This is a genomic window from Rhodobacter sp. Har01 (genome assembly GCF_020564565.1).
GTDB lineage: Bacteria > Pseudomonadota > Alphaproteobacteria > Rhodobacterales > Rhodobacteraceae > Pseudogemmobacter.
In genome coordinates this window covers 1-15,272 of record NZ_JAJCTD010000014.1, presented here as the reverse complement: position 1 = coordinate 15,272, position 15,272 = coordinate 1, and the positions used below count along the sequence as shown (strand labels likewise).

Sequence of the window (15,272 nt, the reverse complement as noted above, 5' to 3'; positions counted from 1 at the left end):
GAAGAGTGTCTATGAAGGTTGCCATTCTTGGGCTTGGTTACGTCGGGTTCACCTCGGCCTGCTGCATTGCCAGCGGCGGCCATCACGTCGTCGGCATCGACGTCAGCGCCCGCAAGGTGGCCGAGATCATGTCCGGCCGCGCCCCGATCCTGGAACCGCAGGTCGAAGAGATGCTGCGCGACGGGCTGGCCGCGGGCCGCATCCAGGCCGATACCGCCATCGGCGCGCATCTTGACGACTGCGACCTGGCCATCGTCTGCGTCGGCACGCCTTCCGCCGCCGACGGTTCGCACAACATGGGCTTCATCGCCGATGTGACGCGGCAGATCGCGGCGGCCTTGCGGCCGGGGCGGGCGGCGCCGCTGGTGGTGGCCTACCGCTCTACCATCCGGCCCGGCACCATTGAGGATCTGGTGCTGCCGATCCTTCGCGCCAGCCTGGGCGAGGACACCGAGCGCCTGGTCGAGGTGGTCTACAACCCCGAATTCCTGCGCGAATCCAGCGCCGTCGCCGATTTCTTCGCGCCGCCGAAGATCGTCATCGGCACCCGCGACGGCCGGCCCAACCCGGTGATGGACCGCCTGAATGCGGGGATCACCGCCCCGACCTTCAGCGTCGGCTACCGCGAGGCCGAGATCACCAAGTTCGTCGACAACAGCTGGCACGCGGTCAAGGTCGCCTTCGCCAACGAGATCGGCCGGGTCTGCCTGGCGCTGGGCATCTCGGCCCGGCAGGTGCATGAGATCTTCGTCTCGGACACCAAGCTGAACATCTCGCCCTACTACATGCGGCCCGGCGGCGCCTTCGGCGGCTCGTGCCTGCCCAAGGACGTGCGGGCGCTGCAGCACATCGGCGCCGATGCGGGCGCGAACCTGCACCTGATCGACAGCCTGCTGCGCACCAATGAGACCCACAAGCACCGCCTCTACGAATACGCGGCCGAAGGGCTGGCCCCCGGCGCGCGCATCCTGCTGGCGGGGCTGGCCTTCAAGGCCGGCACTGACGATCTGCGCGAAAGCCCCAACGTCGATCTGGCGCGCAAGCTGCTGGCGGCGGGCTATGCGCTGGAAATCTTCGATCCCGGCGTGGATGCCGACAAGCTGGTGGGGGCGAACCTCGGCTATGCCTACAGCCAGCTTCCGGTGCTTGAGCGGCTTCTGGTCAGCCGCGCCCATGCCGAAGCCACCGCCTATGACCGGGTGATCGCCTGCAACGCCACGATCAAGGCGCTGACCCTGCCCGAAGGCACCGATATCCGTCATCTCGGGGTGCTGCCGTGACCACGGCCGCCCCGATGCCGCGGCTGGACGCGATCCGGGCCGCAAAGCCGCTGGCCGGCCGGCGCGTGCTGATCATCGTGGAAAACCTGCCGCTGCCGTTTGACCGCCGGGTCTGGCACGAATGCCGCACGCTGACCGCCGCGGGGGCCGAGGTTTCGGTGATCTGCCCCACCGGCAAGGGCTATGAGGCGGCCTATGAATGCCTGGACGGGGTACACATCCACCGCCATCCGCTGCCGACGGATGCCAGCGGCGCCCTGGGCTATCTGGTCGAATACGGCGCCGCGCTGTTCCACGAGATGCGGCTGGCGCTGAAGGTCGCCCGCCTGCGCGGCTTCGACACCCTGCAGGCCTGCAACCCGCCCGACCTGATCTTTCTGGTCGCGCTGCCGTTCAAGCTGTTCGGCAAGCGGTTCATCTTCGACCACCACGACATCAACCCAGAGCTTTACGAGGCCAAGTTCGGCCGCCGCGGGGCGTTCTGGAAGCTGCTGGGCATGTTCGAGAGGCTGACCTTCCGGTCGGCCGACGTGGTGATCTCGACCAACCAGAGCTACCGCGAGATCGCGCTGACCCGGGGGGGGATGCGGCCCGAGGACGTGTTCGTCGTCCGCTCGGGGCCGGACCTGAACCGGCTGGTGGTCAGCAAGCCAGATCCGGCCTGGCGCAAGGGGCGGCGGCACATGGTGGGCTATGTCGGCGTGATGGGTGAACAGGAAGGCATCGACCTTCTGCTTGACGCGGCCCGCATCCTGGTGAAGGAGCGCGGCCGCGACGTGCAGTTCGTGCTGGTGGGCGACGGCCCCGCCCTGCCGGGCCTGAAGGCGCAGGCCGCAGAGATGGGGTTGGCCGAGCATGTCTCTTTCCTGGGGCGGGCACCGGATGCGCAGCTGTTCTCGGTCCTGTCCTCGGCCGATGTCTGCGTGAACCCGGATCGGGTGAACCCGATGAACGACAAGTCCACGATGAACAAGATCCTGGAATACATGGCGTTTTCCAAGCCCATCGTGCAGTTCGAAGTGACCGAGGGTCGGCATTCCGCCGGCGAGGCCTCGCTTTACGCCCGGCCGAACGACACCGCCGACATGGCCGACAAGATCGCCCTGCTGCTGGACGACCCCAGGCGCTCGGCCGAGATGGGGGCGCTCGGGCGCCATCGGGTGGAAACCGAACTCAGCTGGGACCATCAGGTCGATACGCTGATCGCGGCCTATCAGCGGGTGGCGGCGAAGTAGCCGCTCAGGCGGGCGGCCGTCGCGGTCGCCGGGCGGCGGCAAGCCCGGCCAGGGCGGCGGCGAAAGCCCAGCCCGCGACAAAGCCGCCAAGGTGCGTCTCCCAGGCCAGCAGGCCGCTCAGCGCCCACCACATTGCCAGGTTCAGCCCCGCCAGCCCGGCGATGTCGCGCAGCAGCGGCAGCAGCGAAGCGCCCCTTGCGCGCCGCCGCCGCCAGTCGGCGTATTTCAGCGCCCCCAGAAGCCCGAACAGCGCCCCCGATGCGCCCACCATCGGCTGCACGCTGGAACCAAGCAGGCCGAAGCCCGCCCCGCCCCCCACCACCGAGATGCCGTAAAGCGCAAGGAACCGCCTCGGCCCCATCCGCCGCACCAGCACCCGCCCCAGCACCCAGAGCACCGCCATGTTGGGGCCAAGATGCAGCAGCCCGCCGTGCAGGAATGCGTGGGTGGCGAACATCGCCACCGCCTGCCCGGGATAGTTCGGCAACCAGCCCTGCAGCAGCCCCACCCAGAAGGCGCCATACTGATAGCTGAGCGACCGCCAGCGGGGTGATCCCCACAGCTCCAGGTCGGCGCCTGTCACGGCCAGTTCCGGCAGGCAGGTGACGACGATCAGCACGATCAGCGCCAGCCACCCGCGGGGCTGGATACGGCGGCGAGCAGTCTGAGGGGCCTTGGTCATCCTGCCCGACAATCCCCCTGGCCCGGGCGCGGCGCAAGGGGGGCCGCGGCTTCGCAGGCGAAACCGCGCGTCGGGTCAGGGCTCGCCGGCGCCACGGCCTTAGTTCGGCACGAACCGCGGCAGGCGTTGCAGCACCGGGACCAGCAGCCGCATCAGCCGCTCTTCGGCCTCCGCTTCGGTTTCGTTCGAGGAGATGGGCGTGACGAAACGCACCAGCGCGCCATCGGTGCGGCCCAGGGTCAGGCTGTCCACGACCACGCTGATCTTGGCCCGGTAGTCGCCGGTGATCCGCTTGCCGCGCTGTTCGAACCAGTAATAGACCAACTGCTTGGACAGACCCTTCTGGATCACCGCGCGGTTGACGCTGAACCGGCCATAGGGCGTGCCGGTCATGTCCACCTCATGTGGGCCGATCGAGAAGATTTCCCAGCCGCCCGCCGGCAGGCAGACCTCGGGCGAGTGGATGCCCGAGCCGTCGGTCTGGTTTTCATAGTAGGCCGAGAAGAAGTGCACCCCGGTCATCTCGCCCGCCGCAAGGTAGGTTGCGTTGATGTAGTCATCCGCACCCAGCGTCCTGGCCACCGCGGCATCCAGCGTCTCGGGCAGGCCCGACCAGCCGTCCAGATCGCGCGGGAACAACACGAACGGGTCGCGGGTCGGCACCACCCGGTCAGGCGCGGGGGCAAAGACGAAGGCAGCCGCGACCACCACTGTCATCAGTGCCGCAACCGCCACTCCGCGTGACGCGCCGATGCCAAGAATTCGCATCCCCTGCGCGCCGAAGTCCTGGAAATCAAGGTCGATCGTCTCGGACAGGGGCTTGGGGTCGCGGGTCATCCGCTGCAGCAGCACGGCCATGCCGAACAGGATCGCGACGCAGCCCAGGAAGATCACCCAGCCTTCGAAGAAGTGCAGGAAGCCCTCGGCCTGCTCGATTCCGTAGCTGTTGACCATGATCCCGATCACCCCGATCCGGAACGAGTTCATGAACACCGTCAGTGGCGCGGCCATCAGCAAGAGCACCGCCTTGTGCCACATCGGCCCGCGGTAGAGGATCGCGAAGAGGTAGGAAAAGGACAGGATCGGGAACAGATAGCGCAGGCCCGAACAGGCCTCGGCCACCTGCAGCTTGTAGACGCCCAGGTCGATCACGTTGCCTTCCAGGAACACCGGCACGCCCGCAAGCTGCACGAACCAAACGCCCAGTTCGGACGAGATGCCCTGCAGGAAGATCGACAGCTTCCAGTAGACGAAGTTTGGCAAGGGCAGCATGAACACCAGGTGGATCACCGGCAGGAAATGCCGCCTGCCCTGTGCCCAGCCAAAGCCGGTCAGCATCACGCCCCCGACCCAGACAATGATGGCATAGGCAACGATGTCGGGAATGCGGACCAGGTTGCCCAGAATGCCCAGCACCAGCCCGGCCAGGATCAGGGCGACGCCGGGCCGGCGGTCGGCCGGGGTGCCGGGCGGGGCCGGCGGCGTGCGGCGCAATTCGCGCAGGAACAGATACAGCGAGATCAGCGGGATCAGCGGGCCGTGGCTGTATTCGGCCGTGGTCCAGGCCTGGCCCAGCGACACCATGCCGATCCAGAACACCGGGATCGCAGACACCACCAGAAGCACGAACCAGCCAAGCCCGACAGGATTCAGCGCCACCCGCGCGGCCAGGCGGGTGGAAGAGGCGTTGCGGTCCGAAAACGACATGCGGGCTCAATCCGTCAGATCAAAGGTCACCTGCCAGACTACACGGCATCGACCGCGAAATCGACACGGCTTTTGATCCGCAGGGATGCGACTGACGCAGGCGTGATCGCCGCTCAGGGCCGGAAGTCGAAGCTGCGGCCCAGGGTCAGGAACACCGACAGCGAATCCGACCGCTCGCCGGTTTCCTCGCGCATCTGATAGGCGAGCCCGAGGTTCATTGCCCAGTCGGGCGTCAGATCGCGGGAGTAGCGGGCCGTCAGGCTTGCCCGGTCGTCCGATCCGGGGACGCCGCTTTCCTCGATCAGGGCATAGCTCATGTCCAGCCCGATGCCCGAGACCGCGTTGATGTCGTGGTCATAGCCAAGCGAGACGAAGGTGGTCAGCCGCTGTTCGTCCTGATTGGTCGCCTTTACCGCGCGTTCGACACTTGCGGTCAGCCTGCCGGTGGGCAGGTCGCGACGCCAGGACAGCCCGCCGATCAACTCGACGTCGCCGCCTTCGGGCTGGGTCAGGCCAAGGCGCGCGCTCAGTGCACCCGTCGGCAGATCAAGGCTGCGGCCGAAGGTCAGCTCAAGCCGTGTGCCGTCCTGTGTGGTGCTGGCGGTGAATTCGGCCGAAGCACTGCCATTGGGCATCGCATAGTCCAGCGACAGCCCGGCATCGGCGCCCTCTTCGCGGGTGGTGACACCGAATTCCTCACTGTCGATCACGCTGTAGCCCAGCGACAAATCCAGCACGGCACGCGACGACAATTCGTGCGAATAGCCAGCCGAGACGGACGTCGTCTCACGATAGGTCTGTTCGGGGTCCTCGGCGTCATAGAGTTTTCGATCCAGCGCGATCCGGCCTTCCGAGACCGGCGAGAAGCGCAACCTGACCGTCGCTCCGGCGTTGGAGCGGCGGATCGGCACCAGATCAAGGTCGGTCACGTCGCGGTAGTCAAGGCCGCTGAAGCCCGCCCGCAGTTGCAGCCCCAGCGGGGCCGAGGTGCCCAGTTCAAGCCCGGCACTGGCGCCAAAGCCGATGCGGGTGCCGCTGCCGTTCAGATCCGCCAGATCCTCGGGCAGTTCGATCACGCCATCCTCGTTCACGAAGTCCTCCAGCGGGCGCAGGTAGTCCACCTCGGATTCGCGATAGTAGCCCGACAGCGACAGGCTTGAATTCGCCGCGTCGCGCCGGTAGCGCAGGTTGACCCGAGGGTCCATGATCCCGATATCCGAACCCGCCGGCCCATCCTCGAACCGCAGATCGGCGCCGCTTTCAAGGATGAAGGACTGGGTTCGCGTTTCGCTGATCAGCGCAAAGCTGAGCGCGGTCGAGGCCAGCGCGGTGGTGCCTTCCTCGGGGATATCGAGCCCCAGGTTGTCGCCATATTCGAACCGCTGTTCCACGCCGAGGCGGATCAGCATTCCGCCGGCATCGTCCTGTGCGGCGACCGCAAGCGCGAAAAGACAAAACGCGGATGTCCCCGACGCGAGGGTTCGCAGTATCGGTCGTATCGCCGCCATGTCCTTTTCCGCCCCGTCTGCCCGTTTGCCCGCTTGGCTGTCTGCCCGATTTCCGCGCCCCGGGGGGCGCGGTCCGGGCCGTTCTTATTCGAAGAGCCGGCGCTGCGGCACGATGATCACGTCGCCGTCAGCCATGATGGTGCTTCCGCCCGACGCCCCGCCGCTTTCCAGCGCCCGGTAGTCGATCGTGTAGACCCGCTCGCCGCCGGCCGCATCGACCCGGCGCAGCTGAATCCGCTTGGTCGCGGCGAACTTCGAAAAGCCGCCCGTCTCGGCCAGGAACTGCAGCAGCGTCGTGCCCGGCGTCACGGCGTATTTGCCGGGCTTGGCGGCCTCGCCCATGACATAGACATCGATCGTCGGCGCGACCGCCGGGCCTCTGGCCACCGCCGCAGGGGGCGCGGCCAGGGTGTTGATCCCGACATAGACATTCGGCGCCGACGCAAAGTTCGGCCCCAGTTTCTGGGTGATCTCGGCCTGCACCTGTTCGATCGTGCGCCCGCCCGCGACCACGGTGCCGGCCATCGGCAGCGAGATGCGCCCGTCCGGCAGCACCAGCACGCTGCGGTTGAGGTTGGAATCTTCCAGCACCTCGACGCTCAGCACATCGCCGGGCTTGATCCGGTAGCCGTCCTGCGCGAACGCCGGAACCGCGCCGAGAACAAGACCAATCACCATGAAAATCAGTTGTCTCATCTGTGCCACATCCGTTCTGGCCCGTTACTGCGAAAGGGCTGTCTCCCCCGCGGCGAACTCTACGGTTTTCCGGCACGAGGCGAAAGTCCAAACCTGCCCGAGGCTTGACCCCACCCCGAATTCGGTTTGCAGAGTCACCGCAAAGCCACCTTTTGCCGGCTGGTCGCCGTGGCGAAGGGGTCCGGCGGGCCCGGCTCTTGCGTGATGCAAGGCGTCTTCAGGTCCGGCAGACTCAGTTCCCGGCGGGCAGCTTCTGCAGCGCGGCACGGGCTTCGGCAAAGGGGGCCGCGTCGGCCTTGCCGGCCTTGTCGGCCATCTCCAGCGCCCGGATCAGGGTGGCGCGGGCGTCTTCGGTGCGGTTCAGCGCGGCATAGGCCAACCCCAGGTGCATCTGCACGAAAGGATCGTCGGGCAGGCCCGCGGCCGCGGGTTCCAGGTTCGCCAGCGCCTCGTCGAAGTTGCCGCGGCGGTATTCGATCCAGCCGTAGGTGTCCTGAAACGCCGGCACGTCAGAGCCGCGCAGCCGTCGTGCGATGGCAAAGGCGCGCTCCAGGCTTTCGGCGTCGCTGCGGTGGGTGGTGATCAGGCTGGCAAGGTTGTTGGCCACGATCAGGTTGCCTGTGTTCTTCGCATAAAGCTCGTCGTAAAGCGCGATCGCCCCTTCGATGTCGCCTTGGGCTTCCAGCTCGACCGCCCGCAGATAGACCAGATCGGCATCGCGTCCGGTGGGTTCCAGCGCCGATTGCAGCAGGGCCGAGGCATCCGTTGCCCGTTCGGTCCCGCGCAACAGCGCATACAGCCCCCGCACCGGTGCAACCGCGGCCGGATCGGCTTCGATCAGATCGCGATAGATCTTCTCGGCCTCGGCCGTCTCTCCGCTGGTCGCAAGCACGCCCGCCCGGAGGAGCTTGAGACTCACGTCGTCGGGGTGTTCGGCCAGAAGCGTGTCGAGATAGGTCTTCGCCTGCGCCACGTCGCCGGCTTCCAGGTGTTCGCGCACCACCACGGCCGAGGCCCCCAGTCCGGCCTGGCCCTGTTCGATCAGCGATTCCACCAGGGCGATGCTTTCCTCGGTCTTGTCCTGGCGGATCAGCAGCGCCACCCGAAGCCGGTTGGCAACGCCCTGCGCGGTGGGCGTGGCAAGCTCTTCCAGCTCGCGAATTACCCCTTCTGCGCGCGGAAAGTCCGACTGGCGCAGATAGACCTCGCCCAGCGCGCCAAGCACCTCGACGTTGCCGGGGGCAACGCGCAAGGCGTTGACCAGCACCGATTCGGCGGTGGGAATGCGGTCGTCCTCGATCAGGAAGGCCGCATAGCGCAGCGATTCGGCCGCGCGCATCCCCGAGACTTCGACCGCCAGCGCAAGCCGTTCGCCCGCCAGTTCCCGGCTGCCGTCGCGCAGGTGTGCCTGGGCCATCAGGGTCAGCGTCTCGGGATTGCGCGGGTCCTGGTCCAGCGCGCTGCGCAGCGCGACGATGGCTTCTGCGGGCCGGTCGGCGCCGATCAGCCATGCCGCCTGCATCTGCAGCGCGCCGACATGGGTCGGATCCTCGGCCAGCACCTCCTCGGCGCGGGCCCGGGCGCCAACGGGGTTGCCGGTCGCCTCCAGCATCCGCGCCAGCGTCACCTTGATGTCGCGGGTCCGGTCCGAGGGCTCGGCGTCGGCCAGGATCGCCTCGATCTCGGCGATGGCCTCGTCGTGCCGGCCGGCCTCGAAGCGGATCGAGGCGCGCAGACTGCGAAACAGCGCGACCGCCGCCGGGTTGGCACCCTCGGCCGCGATCAGACGGTCAAGCTCGGCCTCGGCGGCCTCGCTGCCCTGCGTGGCCATCAGGAACTGCGCCACCGCGACCTTGGCCTGTTCCATCCGTTCCGGCGTGCCGGTGGTGGTCAGGCCGCGCAGAAAGGCCTCGGCCCCCTTCAGATCGCCGCTGTCCATGAACCAGGCGATGAGCAGGGCCTGCACCTCTTCGTCCTCGGGGAAAAGCGCGACCATCCGTTGCAGATGGGCGCCGGTCCCGGCCAGGTCGCCCTCATTCACCAGAAGGCTCAGCTTCATCCGGTGCAGCGTTCGGTCATCGGGCTCGGTCGCCAGGGCGATGTCGATCTCGGCCAGGGCATCGGCGATTTCGCCGGCCTTGGCATGGGCCTCGATCGACAGCCGCCGGGCGATCGGGTTCTTCGGGTCGCGCTCCAGAACGGCCCGGGCCGCGGCCACGGCCGCCTCTGTCGCGGCGCTGTCGCTGGCGAGAAAGGCCTTGCGATAGTCCACCGCGGCGTTCAGCGCGATCACCATGTTGTCCTCGGGTGCGAACTCGCGCGCGGCACGCGCGTGGCGCTCGGCCTCTTGCCAGTCGCCGCGCAGCACCGCGATCTCGCCCAGCGCCCTGCGGCCCTCAAGATCGTCGGGATATTGCTCGACCAGCCGCAGATACTGGCTGTAGGCTTCGCCGATCTCGCCGCGCTCGCGCTGGATGCGCGCATAGGTCAGCCGGGCCTCGCGGTGCTGGCCGTTCAGGCGGAACACGTTGCGGAATTCGACCAGTGCCCGGTCGACGTCGCCCGCTTCCAGCAATTCCATCCCCGACTGGAAGTGGCGCTCAGCCCGCTCTTCAGAGCTTTCGCAGCCCGCCAGAGCCAATGCAACGGTCAGCAGCAGGACGGGAATCGCGCCTCGCCGGAAGGAAAGCATGAACGGAACCTCAAAGCCTTTTATGCGGCGGCATTACACCGTGACGGCGGGCGAATTGCAACGCCACTGCTCAGGGCGCGGGGGGCTGGGTGGCGTGAGAGGCGGCGAAACCGGGGGCCGGTTTCGCGGAAGGCGCGAAAACGCCATGTGCCGGCCATGGTTTTGTCTCGAGATGCGCACAAGATTGTCGCGCGGAAGAACGGGGTGGGATCGGTCACAATATCGTCGGCGCCAGTGGCGGGAAACGCTGCGGTGCAGTATCGGTGTTTTCCCGGTGATCGGGCGCTGCGAAAGTTGGGTGATGCCAGACGGAAAATGCGATATGTCGGCCGGGCGTCAGGTGGCCCGCGACGTGCGGGGAACCGGCGGCAGGCGGCGCGAGGACGGTCGTGGCGGGCAGGACGTTGGGTTGACCAGTTTTCTGGACATATACACTGAGCATTTCGGTCTGAAGGAGCGGCCCTTTTCGCTGGTGCCCGATCCCGACTTCCTGTTCTGGTCCAAGCAGCACCGCCGCGCCTATTCGATGCTGGAATACGGCCTGCTGACGCGGTCGCCGATCACCCTGATCACCGGCGAGGTCGGGGCCGGCAAGACCACGCTGCTGCTGCAACTCCTGCGCTCGCTGGGCAAGGACGTCGCCGTCGGCATGATCGCCAACGCCCACAGCGGCGACCGCGGCGAGTTGATCCGTTGGGTGCTTCAGGCGCTGTCGCAGAAGATTGCGCCGGGGGCGTCCTATGTGGACATGTTCCACCAGTTCCAGGACTACCTGATCGCCGAATATGCCGCCGGTCGCCGGGTGATCCTGGTCTTCGACGAGGCGCAGAACCTCAGCCGCGAATCGCTTGAGGAACTGCGGATGTTCACCAACATCAACACCAACAAGGACGAGCTTCTGCAGCTGATCCTGGTCGGCCAGCCGGAGCTGCTTGATACCATCCGCCGTCCCGACCTGACCCAGTTCGCGCAGCGCGTCTCGGCCAGCTTCCACATTCCGGCGATGGAGGCCGCCACGGTGAAGGCCTATATTGCGCATCGCCTGCACGTCGCGGGCGCACAGATGATGCTGTTCGACGACCGGGCCTGCGCGCTGATCCATGAGGTCACGACCGGGGTGCCGCGGCTGGTGAACCAGCTGTGCGACCTGGCCATGGTCTATACCTTCACCGATGGTCGCAAGAGAATTACCGAAGCCACCGTCCGCCAGATCCTGGACGACGGGGTGTTTTTCGCCGGCGCCACCATGGCGGCAAGGAAAGCCGATCAATGAGTTTCGATCCCAAATTCCAACTGTCGATCCTGTTTCGACGTTTGCCCTATTTCCTGCTGACGGTCGCCGCCGTGCTGGCGGTCGGGCTGAGCCTGGCCGTGCTGCTGCCTGCGAAATACCGCTCCGAGGCGCTTCTGGTTGTCGAAAGCGAGCAGATCCCCGGCAACCTTGCGGCCTCGACCGTGGCCACCGCGGCCGAGGAAGAGTTGCAGATCCTGGAACAGCAGCTGATGACGCGGGCGAACCTGCTCGAGATCGCGAACCGCTTCGCGCTTTACAGCGACAGGCCGGGGCTGGACGCTTCGGCCATCGTCGACGACATGCGCGCCCGTACCACCTTCGACGTGCGGTCCAGCGGCGGCGGGCGGCGGGCGCAGGGGGCGGTCACGACGCTGAACATCGCGTTTGACGCCGGCACGGCACAACAGGCCTTGGATGTGACCAACGATCTGGTGACGCGGCTGTTGCAGGCCAATGTCGAGACGCGCACCGGCCGTGCGACCCAGACGCTGGAATTCTTCGAGCAAGAGGTTGCCCGGCTTGGCGCCGACCTTGACCGGCAAGAGGCCGAGATCCTGGCCTTCACGCAAGCAAACCAGAACAGCCTGCCCGACAGTCTGGAATACCGCCGCACCCGGCAGGCCACCTTGCAGGAACGCCTGCTTCAGTTGCAGCGCGAACAGGGCGCGCTGACCGAACGGCGGACGCGGCTTGTCACCCTGTACGAGCAGACCGGACGGGTGGAAACCGCGCCCGAGACCATGACCCCCGCGCAGAAGGATCTGGCCGAGGCCCGGGCGGCACTGGAAAGCGCGCTGCTGGTCTATTCACCCCAGAACCCGCAGGTAAAGGTGCTTGAAGCCCGGGTGGCAGCGCTGGAAAAGGCGGTGGCGGCGGAATCCGGCGCGGGCGTCGATACCGGTGCAGGCACGCTATCGGAATACGACGTCCAGCTTGCCCAGATCGACGGCGAACTGGCCTACAATGCCGACCAGCGCAGTCAGGTCGAGCGCGAGCTTGAAGACCTGCGCCTGTCGATCGAGGCGACGCCGGGCAATGCCACCCGCCTGGCCGAAATGCAGCGCGAGAACGAGATCACCCGCGGGCAATATACCTCTGCCGTCGATCGTCTGGCCCAGGCCCAGACCGGCGAGCGGATCGAGTCGCTGTCCAAGGGCCAGCGCATCAGCATCGTCGAACAGCCGGTGCTGGCCTCGGAACCCTTCAGCCCGCCCCGCAAGACGATCGTCGCGAGCAGCGTCGCGGCGGCGATCGCTCTGGGCCTGGGGCTCGTGCTGCTGCTTGAAGTGATGAACCGCGCCATCCGTCGCCCGTCGGAAATCGAGGCACAACTGGGGATCACCCCCATCGCCACGCTGCCCTATGTGCGCAGCGAACATGAGACCGCGCTGCGCCGCGGTGCCTGGATCGGCGTCGTTGCGCTGCTTGCCTTCGGCCTTTCGGCGGCGATCTTCGTGGTGCACGTCTATGTCATGCCGTTGGACATGCTGCTTGACCGGCTGATGCAGAAGACCGGACTCTCGGCGCTTTTCTAGGTTTTCAGGGTATAGGAACAGAATGGAACGCATTCAGTCGGCAATCGAGAAGGCCCGCCAGCGCCGCGTCGGGACCCTGCCCGACCCCGCCCCGCGCGGTCCTGCCCCTGCTGCCCCGCAGGCAACCCCGGACCGCGTTCAGCAGGCCTGGCAGGCGCTGGAGGAATACACCCCCGACCCGGCGGTGATGAAGCGCAGCCGAATCCTGACCTATGCTGGCGGACCGGACGCCGCGCCCTTCGACATGATGCGCACCAAGGTGCTGCAGCAGATGCGCGCGAACGGCTGGCGGCGGCTGGCGATCACCTCGCCCGGCAAGGCCTGCGGCAAGACCACGGTCTCGGCCAACCTCGCCTTCGGCATCGCGCGCCAGCCCGAAATGCGGCTGGCCCTGATCGAGATGGACATGCGCCGTCCTGCCCTGGCCCAGGCGCTGGGAATCGGCAGCGGTCCCCAGCAGATCTCGCGCGTGTTCGAGGGCAAGGACCCGCTTTCCCGGCAACTGTTGCGGTTTGGCACGAATCTGGCCCTTGGTGTGAACCATGCCGTGGTGGCCAACACGTCCGAATTGCTGCACAGCCCGGCGGTGCCGGACGTCCTGGCCGCGATGGAGGCCGACCTCGGTCTGACGCTGATGCTGTTCGACACGCCGCCGATGCTGGCCGCCGACGACATGCTGGCCTTCGTCAGCAAGGTCGATTGCGTGCTGCTGGTCGCGGCGGCCGAAAGCACCTCGATCGCCGAGATCGACCGCTGCGAACGCGAGTTGTCCGAACAGACCAACGTGCTGGGCGTCGTGCTGAACAAGTGCCGCTATACCGAGCCGTCCTACGGCTACGGTTACGGTTACTGACCGCCTGTCAGGCGCCGCGCCGGCGTCGCGCAGCCAGTCCCAGCGCGACGATCCCAAGGCCCAGCAACGGCAGCGAGGCCGGCAGCGGCACCGCTGCCGAAGCCGGAGTCAGAACGACGTTGTCGATCTCGAAATGGGTGTTGCCGTACCAGTAATCCTCGGGGCCATTGTGGGTCGAGACCATCAGCCGGTCGAGGTTGGTGAAGGTCTGCCCACCCGGAAAGCCGCCGGGCGCAAAGCCCATCGAGAACATCGTCTGCGCCACCATCGTGCCGTTGCGGAAGCCGGAGACGATCACGTTGTCATAGCCCGGGCAGTCGTCCAGCAGGCATTCGAAGCCAAGTGGCAGGATGTCGAACCCGTTCAGGTCGAACCGGCCGCCAAAGGTAAAGTTCAGCCGGCTGGTGAAATGCCCGTCGGCGGGGTTGTCCAGGTGCGCGGCCTCGCGGGAATCGATGAGGGCGCCGAAGATGAATCCGGTGACCGAGATGCCGTCTTCGACATAAAGGTCGTCAAGTCCGTATTCATCGCCATCGGTGTCGAAATACTGGCCAGACCCGAAGGTCATGGTTGCCGCCGAGGCAGCAACGGGCAGAAGAAACGCGCCCAGAAGCGCAAGGCAAGAACGAATTCCAATCATTGGCATTTCCCTGCGACCTACCACATGCTGGGGTCGGTGCAAATCGGACCGACATCAGTAGTATATCGACCTGGGGCCTGATCGCGAAGTGTCCAATATGGCAATCGGCAGGAATCCCCGCTATGGCCCGGTTGGCCCTGGCCTACCCGTTGCCCCGCCAGCCTTTGGCCAGCGCCGCGCCGTCGCCCCCCGCCACAAGCCCCAGCATCCGCCGGCAGCGGTAAAGCCGGATGCGGGTCAGGCAGCGAAAGGCAAGCCAGCGTTCGCGCAGGCCCGACACCCGGTCCGACGTCAGGATGCGGCCGGTTTCGACCATGGGCGACAGGCCAAGCGACAGCGCGCGCAAAGCCCAGCGAAGGCGGTCGGGAAGGCTTTTCACGGCCGCGAAGTCGTGGCCGATGTGGCGGTCCCATTTGCGGGTGAGCTGGGCAAAGCTGTCCCGGGCCGGTGTCGAAATCTGCATCCGCGGGACATAGGTCGTCCGCACCCCCATCGCCGTGGCACGGCGGCCCCAGTCCATGTCCTCGGCGATGTCGATGCCGCCGAAATCGCCCACTTGCTGGAACAGGGCACGCCGCACCGCCATGTTGCCCGCACCGGCATAGTGGTCGCGTTCGATGTACAGCTTGAAGCGGTAGCCATAGATGCTTTCGTAAGCCTCGATCGCGGTCGGGCGGCCGGGGTCGGCGCATTCGATCCGCACGTCGCCACCGATCACCCCGGTCTCGGGATGGGCTGCGAAATGGCCGGCAATGGCGGCGATCCAGCCCGGCGCGGCGATGCAGTCGCAGTCGATGAAGGCCAGGATCGGCGCCCGGGCGATCCGCGCGCCGTGGTTGCGCGCCGGCCCGGGGCCGGGGGTCGGTTCCACCACCAGGCGCGCGAAGGGAAAGCCGGCAACCACCGCTTCCGGCGGAACGGCCGAGCCATTGTCGGCGACGATCACCTCGAAAGACACCCCGTCGCCCCGCTGCGCGGCCAGCGCGTCCAGACAGCGGGTCAGCACCTCGGGCGCATTCAGGTGCGGGATGATGACCGAAAGGGCGGGGGTATCAGTCATCGGCATGGTCGGTCCTGCGGTTCGGCGGTGCTTCGGCCCGACGGCCGCCGCTGCGTCTGGATTTTGCGCGGAGACCGCACCGGAACGAAA

At 66.9% G+C, this 15,272-nt stretch carries 12 protein-coding genes; 5 read left to right on the top strand and 7 right to left on the bottom strand.

The window, feature by feature from the left end; translation table 11 throughout:
* Positions 1-11: 11 nt before the first annotated feature.
* Both LHP98_RS18505 and LHP98_RS18500 read left to right on the top strand, forming a co-directional pair.
* Positions 12-1,280 (top strand): nucleotide sugar dehydrogenase, encoded by a 1,269-nt coding sequence (locus LHP98_RS18505; protein ID WP_227254039.1) that lies wholly within the window; start codon positions 12-14, stop codon positions 1,278-1,280.
* The gene (locus LHP98_RS18500; protein ID WP_227254038.1) at positions 1,277-2,515 is read left to right on the top strand and encodes a glycosyltransferase family 4 protein; all 1,239 of its coding nucleotides are present in this window, start codon (positions 1,277-1,279) and stop codon (positions 2,513-2,515) included. Before LHP98_RS18505 ends, LHP98_RS18500 begins: the two co-directional genes overlap by 4 nt.
* 4 nt (positions 2,516-2,519) lie before the next feature.
* Here LHP98_RS18500 and LHP98_RS18495 read toward each other — a convergent pair whose 3' ends face one another.
* The 5 genes from LHP98_RS18495 to LHP98_RS18475 form a co-directional block, all read right to left on the bottom strand.
* A complete protein-coding gene (locus LHP98_RS18495) occupies positions 2,520-3,197 on the bottom strand; it encodes a rhomboid family intramembrane serine protease (RefSeq protein ID WP_227254037.1) in 678 nt (225 codons plus the stop codon).
* Positions 3,198-3,296: 99 nt separating this feature from the next.
* Positions 3,297-4,904, bottom strand: coding sequence for a VPLPA-CTERM-specific exosortase XrtD (gene xrtD, locus LHP98_RS18490; protein WP_227254036.1), 1,608 nt, complete (start codon positions 4,902-4,904; stop codon positions 3,297-3,299).
* A gap of 113 nt (positions 4,905-5,017) precedes the next feature.
* On the bottom strand, positions 5,018-6,313 hold the full coding sequence (locus tag LHP98_RS18485; RefSeq protein ID WP_227254035.1) for a hypothetical protein: 1,296 nt from the start codon (positions 6,311-6,313) through the stop codon (positions 5,018-5,020).
* 183 nt (positions 6,314-6,496) lie between these two features.
* A complete protein-coding gene (locus LHP98_RS18480) occupies positions 6,497-7,108 on the bottom strand; it encodes a polysaccharide biosynthesis/export family protein (protein ID WP_227254034.1) in 612 nt (203 codons plus the stop codon).
* Between the two features lie 232 nt (positions 7,109-7,340).
* The gene (locus LHP98_RS18475) at positions 7,341-9,800 is read right to left on the bottom strand and encodes a tetratricopeptide repeat protein (protein ID WP_227254033.1); all 2,460 of its coding nucleotides are present in this window, start codon (positions 9,798-9,800) and stop codon (positions 7,341-7,343) included.
* A gap of 409 nt (positions 9,801-10,209) precedes the next feature.
* Between LHP98_RS18475 and LHP98_RS18470 the strand changes: the two genes are divergently transcribed.
* Genes LHP98_RS18470 through LHP98_RS18460 form a run of 3 tightly spaced genes read left to right on the top strand, consistent with a single transcriptional unit; the run spans position 10,210 to position 13,482 of the window.
* Positions 10,210-11,073 (top strand): ExeA family protein, encoded by an 864-nt coding sequence (locus tag LHP98_RS18470; RefSeq protein ID WP_227254032.1) that lies wholly within the window; start codon positions 10,210-10,212, stop codon positions 11,071-11,073.
* Complete coding sequence (locus LHP98_RS18465; RefSeq protein WP_227254031.1) at positions 11,070-12,629, top strand: GumC family protein; 1,560 nt, start codon at positions 11,070-11,072, stop codon at positions 12,627-12,629. Before LHP98_RS18470 ends, LHP98_RS18465 begins: the two co-directional genes overlap by 4 nt.
* A gap of 22 nt (positions 12,630-12,651) precedes the next feature.
* Complete coding sequence (locus tag LHP98_RS18460; protein ID WP_227254030.1) at positions 12,652-13,482, top strand: CpsD/CapB family tyrosine-protein kinase; 831 nt, start codon at positions 12,652-12,654, stop codon at positions 13,480-13,482.
* Positions 13,483-13,489: 7 nt separating this feature from the next.
* On the opposite strand, the gene LHP98_RS18455 is transcribed toward LHP98_RS18460, so the two are convergent.
* Together LHP98_RS18455 and LHP98_RS18450 are read right to left on the bottom strand one after the other, a co-directional pair.
* On the bottom strand, positions 13,490-14,050 hold the full coding sequence (locus LHP98_RS18455; protein WP_227254029.1) for a VPLPA-CTERM sorting domain-containing protein: 561 nt from the start codon (positions 14,048-14,050) through the stop codon (positions 13,490-13,492).
* Positions 14,051-14,264: 214 nt separating this feature from the next.
* Positions 14,265-15,188 (bottom strand): glycosyltransferase, encoded by a 924-nt coding sequence (locus LHP98_RS18450; RefSeq protein WP_227254028.1) that lies wholly within the window; start codon positions 15,186-15,188, stop codon positions 14,265-14,267.
* Positions 15,189-15,272 lie beyond the last annotated feature (84 nt).